Raw genomic sequence first — 14,549 nt, forward strand, 5'->3', positions numbered from 1 at the left:
CACTCCTTCAGAAATTCCCCATGGCCTACTACCGACGCTTCGATCAGCCTGCTCCCGATCCTGCCCTGCTTGCCCGCCTGACCGAGCAGCAACGGGAAATGCAGGAGCGAATCATCATCCAGAAGCCTGATTTTGATCTGAAGCTGATCTCCGGCTGTGACTCTTCTTTTGTGGGGGAGGATCATATACTTTCGGTTTTTGTGCTGCTCTCGTACCCAGAGCTGGAGGTGCTGGAAAAGGTATGGCATTACGGTGAGGTGGAACTACCCTATGTCCCAGGCTTTCTGTCATTCCGCGAAGCGCCCAACCTGCTCAAGGCCTACGAGAAACTGCAGCAGAAGCCCGACCTGATTATGGTGGACGGTCACGGCATCTCCCACCCGCGCCGCTTAGGTATAGCCACTCACCTGGGTCTGCACCTCAATAAACCTACTATGGGCGTCGCCAAAAAAGTGCTCGTGGGCAGGTATAAGGAGCCGGATGTGTTCAAAGGAGCCATCTCACCACTCGAATATAAAGGGGAAGTGGTAGCCAATGTGCTCCGCACCAAAGACAATGTAAAGCCTGTTTTTGTGTCTCCCGGCCACCTGATGAACCTGGCATCAGCCACCGAGATTGCATTGGCTTGTGCGACGAAGTATAAACTGCCGGAGCCGACAAGATTGGCGGATCATTATGCGGCGGTGTTCAAAAGTGAGGTCAAATAATCTCTCCCTCCTGCTTCACTATCTGAAGGATAAGTATAGTTTTGTAATTTATACTTTACCTAATATATATGAAGCAACTTTACTCCCTTTTTATCCTATTCTTTCTTTGTACGACCAGCCTACTGGCTCAGCAGGATTCAACCGTTTCTTATATCGCTTACTGGCACAAAGGGGAAGTTCAGAAGTACAAGGTGATCAAAAAGAAACTTGAGCACCGAAACGGCAAAGAGACAAAGAACGAGGTGAAGTCGTACCTCACCAGCTTTACCGTGCTTGACTCTACTGCCACATCCTATCTGATCGAGTATAAATATGAAAATACGCTTTTCGACAGTTCACCTGATATGACCAGGCAGGCGGCATCCCTAGGCGAAAAATATCGCTACCTGACGGTTAAGTACAGAACTGATGAATACGGCACATTTGAGGGTATCGAAAACTGGAAGGAAGTCAGCAAAATGATGAATGACGCTTTCGCCCTGGTCATAAAGAACACGGAGGGCGCTAAAAAACGTGATCTTGAAAAAGCCATGCAGCCTCTAAAAGAAATGTTTTCATCAAAAGAAGGCATAGAAGGCCTTGTATTCAAGGAATTACAAAGCTTCCATGGTCCTTATGGGGGTATGTTTAGTCTGGCAGATACCATTCGGTATGAAGACGTTTTACCTAACCTAATGGGAGGCGACCCAATAAAAGCAAATGCCTCCATATACTTTCAACCTATCGACTATGAAAACGGAACTTGTACTTACATCAACGAGCTCAATCCTGACTCAGAAGATATCCGCAACATGATCACCGACATGATGGGCAAGATGTTGGCCGGAACAAGTTTTAAATCCGCTGCTGAAAAGAAAGAACGGATGGAGGAAATGCGCAAAGCATTTGCCGAAATGAAAATGGATATAAGGGATTACAACACCTATACCTATGACCTGGCCAATTCATGGCCGACTTTGGTAACATCAAAACGCACGATCGTGATGGAGCTACCCGAAGATGCTGGCACAAGAGTAGACGAGACAATCATAGAACGGGTATACTAGCCAAATCAACATGCCATTGAAGGCTTCGCTATACAAGTGAGGCTTTTTTATGCCATTGTGTCTACTTAAATCGAAATCGCCCAATTTAAACTGCCATAATTTCAGTAAAATCACATTTAAATCCCATTGGTGCATCCTTTGCTCTCTAGCTCGTAGAACTAAAACTAAGGGGAAAACACATAGGGATATGAACTTTAATAACTATACCATCAAAGCCCAGGAGGCCATTCAAAAGGCCACTGAGATAGCAGGCGGGTTTCAGCAGCAGGCTATCGAGACTGGGCACATTTTAAAAGCGATACTGGAGACGGATGAGAACGTCACCAGCTTTTTACTCAAGAAACTGAACATCAATGGCAACATCCTGCACACCAAGCTGGATGAGACGGTAGCGGCTTACCCGAAAGTGAGCGGTGGCAGTCCATACCTGGCGAACGATGCGGCGGCGGCCTTGCAGAAGGCCACGGCATACCTGAAAGAATTCGGCGACGAGTATGTGGCCATCGAGCACATGCTGCTGGGCCTGCTGGCTGGCCGCGACAAAGTGGCTGGCATTATGAAGGATGTGGGCTTCAATGAAAAAGATCTTAAAAAGGCGATCAAGGAACTGCGTGGCGGTGCCAAGGTAACGGACCAGAATGCGGAGGCGAAGTATAATTCGCTTAAGCGCTACGCCCGTGATCTGAACGAAATGGCCCGCAACGGCAAGATCGATCCGGTGATTGGTCGTGACGAAGAGATCCGTCGTGTGCTGCAGATCCTGAGCCGCCGCACCAAAAACAACCCGGTATTGCTGGGTGAGCCTGGTGTGGGTAAGACTGCCATTGTGGAAGGTCTGGCACAAAGAATTGTAGCCGGCGACGTACCTGAAAACTTGAAGAACAAGACGTTGATGAGCCTCGACATGGGTCTGCTGGTGGCAGGTGCCAAGTATAAAGGTGAGTTCGAAGAGCGTCTGAAAGCGGTGATCAAAGAAGTGGTGGACGCTGAGGGCGAGATCGTGCTTTTCATTGATGAGATCCATACCTTGATCGGTGCCGGTGCAGGCGGCGAGAGTGCCATGGATGCTGCCAACCTGCTCAAGCCAGCCTTGGCGCGTGGTGAGCTGCATGCCATCGGTGCGACTACTCTGAAGGAGTACCAAAAGTACATCGAGAAGGACAAGGCGCTTGAGCGTCGCTTCCAGGCCGTGATGGTGGACGAGCCAAGCGTGCAGGACGCTATCTCGATTCTGCGCGGTATCAAGGATAAGTATGAGGTACACCATGGGGTGCGCATCAAAGACGACGCCATCATTTCGGCTGTGGAGCTGTCGAGCCGCTACATATCCGACCGCTTCCTGCCAGACAAGGCTATTGACCTGATGGACGAGGCGGCGGCGAAACTGCGTATCGAGATTGACTCACTGCCGGTGGAGTTGGACGAGATTCAGCGCCGTATCATGCAGCTGGAGATCGAGCGGGAGGCGATTCGCCGCGAAAACGACAAAGACAAAGAAGCGGTGCTCTCCAAAGAGATCGCTGACCTGAGTGGCAAGCGCGATGACCTGAAAGCCAAGTGGCAGAACGAAAAGCAGATCATCGAGGGCATTCAGAAAGAGAAAGAGAACATCGAGAACTATAAACTGGAGGCTGAACAGGCCGAACGTGCCGGTGATTACGGCCGTGTGGCGGAGCTGCGCTATGGTAAAATACAGGAGGCTGAGGCCAAGCTAAAGCAACTACAGGAGCAGGTACGCCAGATGCAGGGTGAAAACCCGATGCTGCAGGAGGAAGTCACTTCCGAAGACATTGCCGAGGTAGTAGCCAAGTGGACCGGTATACCCGTGAGCAAGATGCTACAGAGCGACCGCGAGAAGCTACTCAACCTGGAGCGCGAACTGGGTCGCAGAGTGGCAGGCCAGGAAGAAGCCATTGAGGCCATCTCTGACGCTGTACGTCGTAGCCGTGCCGGTATGCAGGACCCCAAGCGTCCGATCGGTTCGTTCATTTTCCTGGGCACAACAGGTGTGGGTAAGACCGAGCTGGCCAAAGCGCTGGCCGACTACCTGTTCAACGACGAGAACGCGATGGTGCGTATCGATATGAGTGAGTACCAGGAGCGCCATGCCGTGAGCCGTATGATCGGTGCGCCTCCAGGATATGTGGGTTATGACGAAGGTGGTCAGCTGACCGAGGCCGTTCGCCGCAAACCATACTCGGTGGTGTTGCTCGACGAGATTGAGAAGGCACACCCGGATGTGTTCAACATCCTGTTGCAGGTGCTCGACGATGGTCGCCTGACCGACAGCAAGGGCCGTGTGGTGAACTTTAAGAACACCATCATCATCATGACCTCGAACATCGGTTCGCACATCATCCAGAGCAACTTTGAGCGCATGGACGAGTTCAACCACGATGAAGTGATCGAGCGCACCAAGGACGAAGTGTTCGAGCTGTTGAAAAAGTCGGTGAGACCGGAGTTCCTGAACCGTATCGACGAGCTGGTGATGTTCCGTCCGCTGAGCCGCCAGGATATCCGCAAGATCGTTTCGATTCAGTTCGGCCACATCCAGGACCGTCTGGAAGAGGCAGGTATAAAACTGATCGCAACCAACGAAGTGCTGGATTACCTGGGCGAACAGGGTTACGACCCGCAGTTCGGTGCCCGCCCGCTGAAGCGTGTGCTGCAGCGCCAGGTGCTCAACGAGCTGTCGAAGGAAATATTGGCCGGTACCATAAACAAAGATTCTGTAGTAGAGGCGGTACTAGAAGGCGGGCAGATTCGTTTCAATAACGTGGACATTGAGTTGCCCACCGAATAATGAATTGATTGTGTATTAAGAGTAAAGTTTAGTTGAGCAAAAGGCTTTCCCGTATGGGGAGGCCTTTTTGTTTTTATAACCACTCCCAATACTCAGCCGTACCCAAAGCACGAACAATTCACACATTTTAATAAGAGCTATACCTATGGACGAATTCATGCAACTGGCAATCGACGAGGCAAAGAAGGGCCGCAGCGAAGGCGGTATACCGATCGGCTCGGTGCTGGTAAAGGATGGCAAAGTAGTTGCCTCTGGGCACAACAAACGGGTGCAGGAGAACAACCCGATCCTGCACGGCGAGATGGACTGCCTCAACAATGCCGGCCGCATCGGCTCCTACCGCAACACCGTGATCTACTCCACCCTGATGCCTTGCTACATGTGCGCCGGCACGATCGTACAGTTCAAAATACCTAAGGTAGTCGTGGGTGAGTCCAAGACCTTCAGCGGCGCTCGCGAATTTATGGAGTCGCACGGCGTGGAGGTGGTGGACCTCAACCTACCTGAGTGCATCAACATGATGGAGGACTTTATAAAAGAAAAGCCTGAGCTCTGGAACGAGGATATTATGGAACTGGAGTAGGAGGATGTATACCTTGAAAGTAAATAGGTTTGATTGATCATAAGGCTTTCCTTATAGGGAGGGCTTTTTGTTATTACCCTCACAGGCATAAGCCCCACCAGATTTGTCTCTTTCTTAGTTTCTATACCTTCAAAGAGTACATGCTACTATCTAGGATTTTCATAAAAATTATCATTCCGGAACTGTTTTAAACAGAAGAAGCATACACTAGAGCAGGTAAGATACCATACATCAACCAGCATCTTCTTTTGTCGTATATACATGTGAAATTGTATAATATTAATTATTGGCTATGAAAAAACTAACTTATTTGTTTGCAGCAGGTGTACTGTTAGCAGGCACTGCATGTAGTGGCACAGACACAGGCACTACATCATCTCCAAACGACACAATGGGCACTACGACCGGCTCTACTACAGGAAGTACAACAGGATCAACAACGGGTGGAACTACCACAGGAGGTACAACTGCTGGAACTACCTCAGGTACTACAACGGGTGGTGGCACGACAACCGGTACGACTTCGGGAACAACTAGCGGCACTACCACAACGGGTACTACCACAGGAACCACAACCGGCACTACTGGTGGAACCACTACAGGTACAACAACTGGCAGTACAACCGGAACAACCGGTGGTACTACCACGGGTACAACGGGTGGAACTACCACAGGAGGCACTACAACCGGAGGAATGAACACTAGCGGTGGAGGCAATATGACTTCCATGACCAATATGGATGATGCCACTTTCATGATGACAGCTGCCAGCAGTAACTTGTTAGAGATTCAGGCTGGTAAGATGGCTGCAGAAAGAGCTACAAATCCTAAAGTGAAAGAATTTGGCAAAATGATGGTGGACCATCACACCAAAGCCACTCAGGAAATGAAACCTCTGGCATCGAAGATGGGGGTTACATTGCCAACAACCCTGATGCCTATGCACAAGACAATGCTTGATAAGCTCTCCGATCAAACAGGTGCTGATTTTGACGAGGCATATATGGACCTGATGGAGACGGCCCATAAAATGGACATCGCCATGTTTGAAGCTAAAAGTGAAAATGCAAGCTCACCAGCAGTGAAAGCATTTGCGGAGAAAACACTACCTATGCTTCGTTCCCATCACAAACTGGCTGACGAAACTGAATCTACAGTAGATTAATTTATTCACAAATCTGCCTTAAAAGCGTCAATGGTTATGATACTGTTGGCGCTTTTTCATTTACTATTCACTTTCTTCAGGAGCTAATCCTCCCCCCCTTCCAGCACATACCGCATGGCCTGTTCCTTATCGGCGAGGTCATAATAGCGGATGCCGTGCTTTTTCACGGTGCTGGCCAGCTTGGCTGACATTTCCTGCCACTTCTTCTCCCCTACCATGGCTACACGCCCGTAATCGAGTCCGTGAATGACATCGAATAGGCCGTTCTCGATCGCTGCCACCGGATTCAGCCAGTCCACATCCACCATCTCGTAGTAGATGTGTGTTTCTTCGTGCTTGAGCATCAGATCGCGCACCATGTTGCGGTATTGGTCGAAGTCAGGTATAGTCAGTTTGTCGCGCACGCGCACGGCCAGTATGTTGTCGCGGGTTTCAGGTAGTATTTCGAGCATCGTTCTTCTTTTTGGTTCTACCTATACATACGCACATACTTCCGAAACTTTACAGGCAGGTATAGCCGGCACAAACTGAGCAGCAGGAAAATAACGCCGCACTTCAGCATTTTGCTCCCGAATGCCTATTTTGCAGGCTCAAGCTTTCTGATCAAAAAGATGACACTTATACGCTATACCCTTGCCCTTCTCCTGACGCTTACCCTCTTTACAGCCCAGGCCAAAGTGGATACACTGGTTATCCAGAGCCCTTCGATGCAAAAGACCCTGAAGGCCGGCGTGGTGACGCCCGACAGTTACAAGAAGAAAAAGAACGGTCCCTATCCGGTGCTATACCTGTTGCATGGCTACAGCGGCAACTTCAGCAACTGGCTCAAGGTGCCGCCTCAGAAGGACCTCCTCCAGACGATGGCCGATAAGTATCAGCTCATCATCGTGACACCCGACGGGGGCTTCGGCAGCTGGTATTTCGACAGCCCGGTCGACAAAGCGAGCCAGTACGAAACATTTATCACGCAGGAACTACGACAGGAGATTGAGAACAGGTATAGAACTCTAACGGAACGCAACGGCCGTTTTATCTCCGGTCTGAGCATGGGCGGGCACGGGGCGCTATACCTGTCGGCACGGCATCCGGAGCTATACCTGGCAGCCGGCAGCATGAGTGGCTCCCTCAATGTGTCAGGTATAGATCGCCAGAATCTGATTCCCAGTATAGAGGCCGTGCTCGGCCCAAAAGCGGGAAACGAGCAGGTATACAAGGCTAACTCCATTGTGCACATGGTGCCGCAGCTCAAGCAAAGCGGCGTGCAGCTGATCATTGACTGTGGGGTGGATGATTTCCTGATCGAGGACAACCGCGAACTGCACCGCCGCCTGGTCTACGAAAAGGTGCCACACGAATACATAGAGCGCCCCGGAGCCCACAGCTGGGCCTACTGGGGCAATGCGCTGGAGTACCACCTGCTGTTTTTCCAGAAGGTGCGGGCTGCAACCGAGCAACAGGCAGCCAAATAAGTTTACCTGAACGCCTGCACCACTTTGAGGCATACGGGCTGACTTACTTCTGTCGCATGACCGGTTGGATTTAATCTGCCTGTCGCTTTGTCTACCCTGAAAGAGACGATGTTGTCTGAGCGCTGGTGTGCCACTAGCAGTATATTACCTGTCAGGTCTAAGGTAAAATCGCGGGGCCAGTCGCCACCTGATTTTTGGTGCTGCACCAGCATCAGTTTACCGGTTTCGCCATCTATGGCGTATACCACGATGCTATTGTGCCCTCGGTTGGAGCCATACAGAAACTTCCCGTCTGCGGATACCTTCACGGCGGCACAGGAGTTTTCGCCTTTGTAATCATCAGGCAGTGTGCTGATTGTTTGCAACTCAGAGAACTCGCCTCTTTCACTGTCATAAGCCAGAGCGGTCATGGTGGAGTTGAGCTCGTTAACTACATAAGCATAACGACCACTTGGGTGAAAAACCATATGCCGTGGACCAGCACCGGGCTGGGCAGCAAAAGCGGTTGTTCTGCCTGTTACAGCAGCTTTCTCGGACTCCAGGTTATACCTTAAAATTTCGTCCGTACCTAAATCCACTGAAAAAGCAAACCTGCCATCCGGACTGGGACCGATCCAGTGCGCATGGGCTGCCTCCTGGCGCTCTTTGTTTGGGCCTGAACCAGTATTCCGCCGATGTACAATGGTTGATTCCCCTATAGCGCCATCTCCCTGAACTGGGTACGCAACAACATTACCTCCTGTATAATTTGCGACCATCACGGTTTTGCCCGCTTCATCCAAAGCAATATGGCAAGGCGCTCCGCCATACGAAGACACTTTGCTAAGCAACTTTAGATCGCCCGTTTCTTGATTGATTGTAAAAGCACTCACAGCGCCGCTATTTTTGCCCTGATAGTCTCCTGTTTCGTTGACAGCGTACAAGAAACGCTGCTCTTTGTCCAACGCCAGGTAAGACGGATTCTCACCAGCCTTCACGCCCAGCACCTGTTCGAGTTCGCCTGTTTCTGTATTCAGCCTATAGAGCCAGATGCTTTCCTGATCGGGCTTCGCGTAAGTGCCCACGTATACCATGACGGCCGTTGGGTTTTCATCAGCTTGGGCAGTGGCTGTTTTGTCTGTCTCACGCTGCTCCGATTGGGAAAAATTACAGCTTGCCAGCAGGAATGCTATACCTGCCAGAAACGCTTTCCCATAGCTGTGTTGCTTGTGTACCATATACCTTTTTGCGTCTTAAATCTTAGGCTGAATGCTCTAAGAAACAGAAAAAACAAGTAACGTACACCATCGTCTCCACTTAAGGTTGATGTTTCTCCGGCCATACCTGTGAAATTGGTTATTTTCACCGACAGGCTATACCTGGAGCTATGCTCTTGCAAACTTCCCGGCTAAACATTAATTTGCACCTTAGCCGTTATTCCACCCTTTTATACTTCTATCGTGTCATCGGTTTTCTCTACCTACATTGAACTGGGCTTTCATCATATTTTTGATTTTAAAGCCTACGACCACATGCTGTTTTTACTGGCCCTTTGCGCCATCTATACCTTGAGCGACTGGCGCCAGGTGGTAGCGCTTGTGACCAGCTTCACTATCGGGCACTCCATCACGCTGGCACTGTCTACCTTCAACATCATCAAATTCGATACTGCGCTGATTGAGTTTCTGATACCGGTGACGATCCTGTTTACCTGTTTTATCAACTTCTTTAAGCTGAACGGCGCTGCATCGAAGCAGCACCCGATCTGGTCGTTCCACAACCTGCTGGCGATCACGTTCGGTCTGATTCATGGGATGGGCTTTTCGAACTTCCTGAAGTCGATGCTCGGTCGCAACGGTGATACGTGGCAGCAGCTCCTGGCCTTTAACATCGGCATTGAGCTGGGGCAGCTTCTGATCGTGAGCATCCTGCTGATAATTGGTTTCCTGATGATGAACCTGTTCCGAGCCAAAAAACGTGACTGGATTTTGGTTCTTTCCAGTGCAGCAGCCGGCATTTCGCTGATCCTGATGATCGAGACCAATATTTTTTAACCAGATATCAAATAAATATAGAACATTCCAAGTCTATACCTTCAAGCTAACCTAAACTCACCTTATACCTTACATGAAAAACCTAATCAGAGGATTGGCATTTTTCGGTTTGCTGGCCGGGCCCTTTATCGCCATGGCACAGGATACCAAATTCGGCCAGCTTGGGCAGGAACTGCCTACTCCTAACACCTACCGTACTGCCTCGGGTGCCCCTGGTCACCAGTACTGGCAGCAGCGTGCCGACTATACCATCAAGGTAGAGCTCAATGACGAGAACCAGTCAGTAACTGGCTCCGAAACCATCACCTATACTAACAACTCACCGGATGTACTCTCATACCTGTGGGTGCAGCTCGATCAGAACATCTTCGAGCCGAAGTCGATGAGCAACATGACCCAGACCGGCACCCTGCAGGACAGGATGTCGACTGCGGCCGTGGAGCACCTGACACGCGAAGCCTTTGACGGTGGCTATAAGATCAAAGCCGTGAAAGACCGCAATGGCAAGGACCTGAAGTACACCATCAACAACACGATGATGCGTATCGACCTGCCGGCGCCACTTAAGCCGAAGCAGTCCTATACCTTCAGCATCGACTGGTTCAACTACATCAACGACAACAAAGCACTCGGTGGTCGTGGTGGTTACGAATACTTCCCCGGTGACGACAACTACCTGTACGAAATGGCGCAGTGGTTCCCGCGCATGGCCGTGTACGACGACGTAAACGGCTGGCAGCACAAGCAGTTCCTGGGAGCTGGTGAGTTCGCCCTGCCTTTTGGTGACTACAAAGTGAGTATCACCGTACCTGCCGACCACATCGTAGCCTCTACCGGTGAATTGCAGAACGCCAGCCAGGTACTGACTTCCACGCAGCAGAAGCGGTTCGCTGATGCCGCAAAAGCCGATAAACCAACTCTGATCGTAACACAAGAGGAAGCCACGCAGGCTGAGAAGAACAAGGCGAAAGGCAAGAAGACCTGGGTATACAGTGCCAAAAATGTACGCGACTTCGCATGGGCCAGCTCCCGCAAGTTTATATGGGATGCCATGAACGTGAAAGTAGGCAACCAGAACATCCTGGCCATGTCCTACTACCCGAAAGAGGCGAACCCGCTTTGGGGACAGTATTCCACGGAATCGGTAGCGCATACTTTGAAGGTATACTCCAAGCACACGATTGATTATCCGTACCCGGTGGCGATCTCGGTTCACGGCCCGGTGGGTGGTATGGAATACCCGATGATCTCGTTCAACGGCTACCGTCCGGAGCCTGACGGCACTTACTCAGCCAACATCAAGTATGGCCTGATCACGGTGATCATTCACGAAGTGGGACACAACTTCTTCCCGATGATCATCAACTCCGACGAGCGCCAGTGGACCTGGATGGACGAAGGCCTGAATACCTTCATGCAATACATTGCTGAGCAGGAGTGGGAAAAAGGCTATCCGTCGCGCCGTGGTGAGCCAGCTAACATCGTAGACTATATGAAGAGCGCCAAAAACACACAGGTGCCGATCATGACCAATTCGGAGTCAGTGCTGCAGTTTGGTAACAACGCCTACGGCAAACCGGCTACAGCCCTGAATATTCTGCGCGAGACGGTAATGGGCCGTGAGCTATTTGATCATGCCTTCAAAGAGTATGCAAACCGCTGGGCCTTCAAACACCCGATGCCGGCTGACTTTTTCCGCACCATGGAAGACGCATCCGGCGTGGACCTCGACTGGTTCTGGAGAGGCTGGTTCTACACTACCGACCACACCGACATTTCTATTGAAGGTGTAAAATGGTATACCATCGACTCTCAAAATCCGGATTTTGTGAATGCCCAGAAGCGTGAACAGCAGAACAAGGCGCCACAAACCCTGTCGCAGCAGCGCAACCTGCAGGACATCAAGCGCACCCGTCTGGACGAGCGCCCTGAACTGGCTGACTTTTATAACAAGTATGACCCATTGGCTACCACTGCCACCGACAAGGAGCGCTACCAGCGTTTTTATGCTTCACTGACTGATAACGAGAAGAAAGTACTGGACTCCGGCCTGAACTTCTATGAAGTAGGCTTCAGGAACCTCGGCGGCCTGGTAATGCCGCTGATCGTGCGCATGGAGTATGAAGACGGCACTGATGAGGTGGTGAACATACCTGCCGAGATCTGGCGCTATAACAACGAGGAAGTAACCAAGGTGTTTGTAACTGAAAAGCCGGTGGTTAGCTTCACGCTGGATCCGTTCCTGCAGACTGCCGATACGGACCTGTCCAACAACAGCTACCCGCGCCGTATGGCACCTTCGCGTTTCGACCTGTTCAAGCAGAGCCGCCAGCAGCAGCTGAACCCGATGCAACAGCAGCGCCAGGAATCAAGCCGTGGAAGCAATGGCAATAGCGGATCAAACCGCTAAGTTCTAGCTGAATTAACTTAACCTGCCACTCCCAAAAGGGAAAATAAGAAAGGCCCCAGATTCAGGCGAATCCGGGGCCTTTCTTATTTCTAGTTACTGCAAGCCAACAATTAACAATCCAACAATTAGCAATTATACTCTACTCCATATTATACTTGTCCACAAACTGCCGCTTCGCCCGATCTCCTTTCCGCACGAAAGGCCGGATGATCAGACGTGTGCCGTTTTCATAAGTAAAGAACTTATAGATCCAGTTACTGAGTACGACCAGCTTGTTGCGGAAGCCGATCAGGTACATGATGTGCACAAAAAGCCAGGTAACCCAAGCTAAGAAGCCACCCAAGTGGATATCTTTCGGCAAATCAGCTACAGCGCGGTTACGGCCGATAATCGCCAGTGAGCCTTTGTCGAAGTACTCAAACTCCTCCATCTTCTCCCCTTTAATCAGGCGCTTCAGGTTTTTGGCCAACAGCTTGCCTTGCTGTATGGCAGGCTGTGCCACGCCCGGATGACCCTTTGGCCACTTATCCGTCTTCATCAAGGCTATATCACCAATTGCAAATATGTCTTCGTAACCCAGCACTTGATTATAGCGGTTCACTAGTATGCGTCCGCGCTCTACCGACTCAGCCGGAAGACCGTCTATTAGCGCACCCTGCACCCCGGCCGCCCATACCAGGGTTTGAGCGTGGATCTGTTCACCGCCTTTGATAGTGGCCACATAGCCGTCGTAGGACTCTACCAAAGCATTTAGCCGCACATTTATACCAAGCTCTTGCAGGTATTTCAGCGTCTTCTCGCTCGACTCCGGCGACATTGGCGGCAGCACGCGGTCCATACCTTCCACGAGGTAGATGTTCATTTTACTGAAGTCTACACCCGGATAGTCAGTGGGCAGGATGTGTTTGCGCATTTCAGCCAGAGCTCCAGCAGTTTCGACACCAGTCGGTCCTCCGCCCACAATCACAAAGTTGAGCAGACTTTGCTGCAGATCCGGGTCAGCGGTCATGCTAGCCTGCTCGAAGCACTGTAAAAGCTGGCTACGCAAATTCAGGGCATGTGGAATCTGTTTCAGCGGAAAGGCATTTTTCTTCACTTCTTCGTTGCCGAAGTAGTTGGTCTTGGTACCTGTCGCGATGATCAGGTAATCGTAAGGTAAATCACCCACGATGGTATGAACGGTCTTGGCAATGGGGTTCACGCCATTTACTTTAACCAGGCGGAAGTGGAAGTCCTCGAACTCGTCGCTACCGAACATCTTGCGCAGCGGCTCGGCAATGGAGTCTGGCTCCAGACCGGCAGTGGCCACTTGGTAAAGCAGCGGCCAAAAGCCATGGTAATTCTGACGGTCGAACATCACAACCTGAAAGTCTTTACACTTCAGTTTCTGTGCCACATTTATCCCCCCAAATCCACCGCCGATGATCACGACGCGGGGCTTGGTGGTGTCAGGTATATTGAGCGAAAGTTTATCTATATCCAGCATATAGTGAATTTTATTTGATGAAAGCACATAGGGCCCCGACCAATGCGAGGCCAATCTGTATACGTTTCTTTCTATATTGGAGGCTAACGAAGCCTGTTGATGTTGGTTACTTTTGGTGCAATTTGGAGCGCTGCGCAGGCTTTCCGGGCCATAAAAAAAGCCCGGCTCAGGTATAGCTATACCTGAGCCGGGCTCCTCTAAATCTTTGGGCTACTACTTCTTGTTGTTAAACTCTCCGTTCCGGAGCATGTCGAGCAGTTTGATGATTGCAAACGGGCTGACGGTCGGGAACATATTGCGTTGCTCCTGCCGCTGCACCTGCTGCATGTTCCAGGCCCGGAAGTTGGCGTTCCCGTCCATCGGCGTTACACTGAAGAGCTCTTCGAGCCGTTTGGGATCGAGATTCCGCATGGCGATGGCCATGCCGTCGTCCGGCAGCTTCACAGCCAGCACGGCCTCCCTGAAGTCACGCTCCGTTGGCCATGGAAACACCTGTACTTCAGGCAGCTGCGTCGGATCTTCCTGCATCTGCATGATAATGGAGTAGCTCTGGCTCTGGTAGTTTTTCGGTATCTTCAAGTATTGCTTTTTATAACCAATGGCACTGAACACGACACTGTCACCGGTCAGTACAGGCACCGAGAAGAAACCATAGGCATTTGTCTGGGTGCCGCGGCTTGTTTTGGGCACAAACACGTTCACGCCGGCTACGCCGTAGAGGCTGTCGCCGATGGTAACGAAGCCAGTCAGCTGCACTACCCGCTTATGGCCCTGTGCTGCCGCCTCATTGGGCGATCCCATTATCAGGAAAGCAAAAAGGGCCAGGGGCAACAGAAGGCCGAGGGCA

Annotated in this window: 12 protein-coding genes; 8 read left to right on the top strand and 4 right to left on the bottom strand. The window is 51.0% G+C overall.

The window, feature by feature from the left end; all coding sequences use genetic code 11:
* Positions 1-20 precede the first annotated feature (20 nt).
* The 5 genes from nfi (at position 21) to AC5FXQ_RS03935 (ending at position 6,304) form a co-directional block, all read left to right on the top strand.
* Positions 21-707 (top strand): deoxyribonuclease V, encoded by a 687-nt coding sequence (nfi, locus tag AC5FXQ_RS03915; RefSeq protein WP_493601180.1) that lies wholly within the window; start codon positions 21-23, stop codon positions 705-707.
* 68 nt (positions 708-775) lie between these two features.
* On the top strand, positions 776-1,753 hold the full coding sequence (locus AC5FXQ_RS03920; RefSeq protein ID WP_493601181.1) for a hypothetical protein: 978 nt from the start codon (positions 776-778) through the stop codon (positions 1,751-1,753).
* A gap of 187 nt (positions 1,754-1,940) precedes the next feature.
* Positions 1,941-4,556: an ATP-dependent chaperone ClpB gene (clpB, locus tag AC5FXQ_RS03925; RefSeq protein WP_493601182.1), complete on the top strand. Its 2,616-nt coding sequence runs from the start codon at positions 1,941-1,943 to the stop codon at positions 4,554-4,556.
* Positions 4,557-4,701: 145 nt separating this feature from the next.
* Positions 4,702-5,139: a nucleoside deaminase gene (locus AC5FXQ_RS03930; RefSeq protein ID WP_493601183.1), complete on the top strand. Its 438-nt coding sequence runs from the start codon at positions 4,702-4,704 to the stop codon at positions 5,137-5,139.
* A gap of 292 nt (positions 5,140-5,431) precedes the next feature.
* The gene (locus AC5FXQ_RS03935) at positions 5,432-6,304 is read left to right on the top strand and encodes a DUF4142 domain-containing protein (protein ID WP_493601184.1); all 873 of its coding nucleotides are present in this window, start codon (positions 5,432-5,434) and stop codon (positions 6,302-6,304) included.
* Between the two features lie 83 nt (positions 6,305-6,387).
* On the opposite strand, the gene AC5FXQ_RS03940 is transcribed toward AC5FXQ_RS03935, so the two are convergent.
* Complete coding sequence (locus AC5FXQ_RS03940) at positions 6,388-6,756, bottom strand: SpoIIAA family protein (RefSeq protein WP_493601185.1); 369 nt, start codon at positions 6,754-6,756, stop codon at positions 6,388-6,390.
* 159 nt (positions 6,757-6,915) lie between these two features.
* Here AC5FXQ_RS03940 and AC5FXQ_RS03945 point away from each other — a divergent pair, with 159 nt between their 5' ends.
* A complete protein-coding gene (locus AC5FXQ_RS03945) occupies positions 6,916-7,773 on the top strand; it encodes an alpha/beta hydrolase (protein WP_493601186.1) in 858 nt (285 codons plus the stop codon).
* A gap of 2 nt (positions 7,774-7,775) precedes the next feature.
* Here the strand turns inward: AC5FXQ_RS03945 and AC5FXQ_RS03950 are convergent, their stop codons facing one another.
* Positions 7,776-8,990, bottom strand: coding sequence for a lactonase family protein (locus AC5FXQ_RS03950; protein WP_493601187.1), 1,215 nt, complete (start codon positions 8,988-8,990; stop codon positions 7,776-7,778).
* Between the two features lie 222 nt (positions 8,991-9,212).
* On the opposite strand from AC5FXQ_RS03950, the gene AC5FXQ_RS03955 reads away from it, so the two are divergent.
* Positions 9,213-9,806, top strand: coding sequence for a HupE/UreJ family protein (locus AC5FXQ_RS03955; protein ID WP_493601188.1), 594 nt, complete (start codon positions 9,213-9,215; stop codon positions 9,804-9,806).
* A gap of 73 nt (positions 9,807-9,879) precedes the next feature.
* Positions 9,880-12,216 (top strand): M1 family metallopeptidase, encoded by a 2,337-nt coding sequence (locus tag AC5FXQ_RS03960; RefSeq protein WP_493601189.1) that lies wholly within the window; start codon positions 9,880-9,882, stop codon positions 12,214-12,216.
* Positions 12,217-12,355: 139 nt separating this feature from the next.
* Here AC5FXQ_RS03960 and AC5FXQ_RS03965 read toward each other — a convergent pair whose 3' ends face one another.
* Entirely contained in the window at positions 12,356-13,702 is a 1,347-nt protein-coding gene (locus AC5FXQ_RS03965) for an NAD(P)/FAD-dependent oxidoreductase (RefSeq protein ID WP_493601190.1), read from the bottom strand.
* Positions 13,703-13,915: 213 nt separating this feature from the next.
* The gene (locus AC5FXQ_RS03970) at positions 13,916-14,503 is read right to left on the bottom strand and encodes a carboxypeptidase-like regulatory domain-containing protein (protein WP_493601191.1); all 588 of its coding nucleotides are present in this window, start codon (positions 14,501-14,503) and stop codon (positions 13,916-13,918) included.
* Positions 14,504-14,549 lie beyond the last annotated feature (46 nt).

It is taken from the genome of Pontibacter sp. LHS1 (assembly GCF_058932855.1).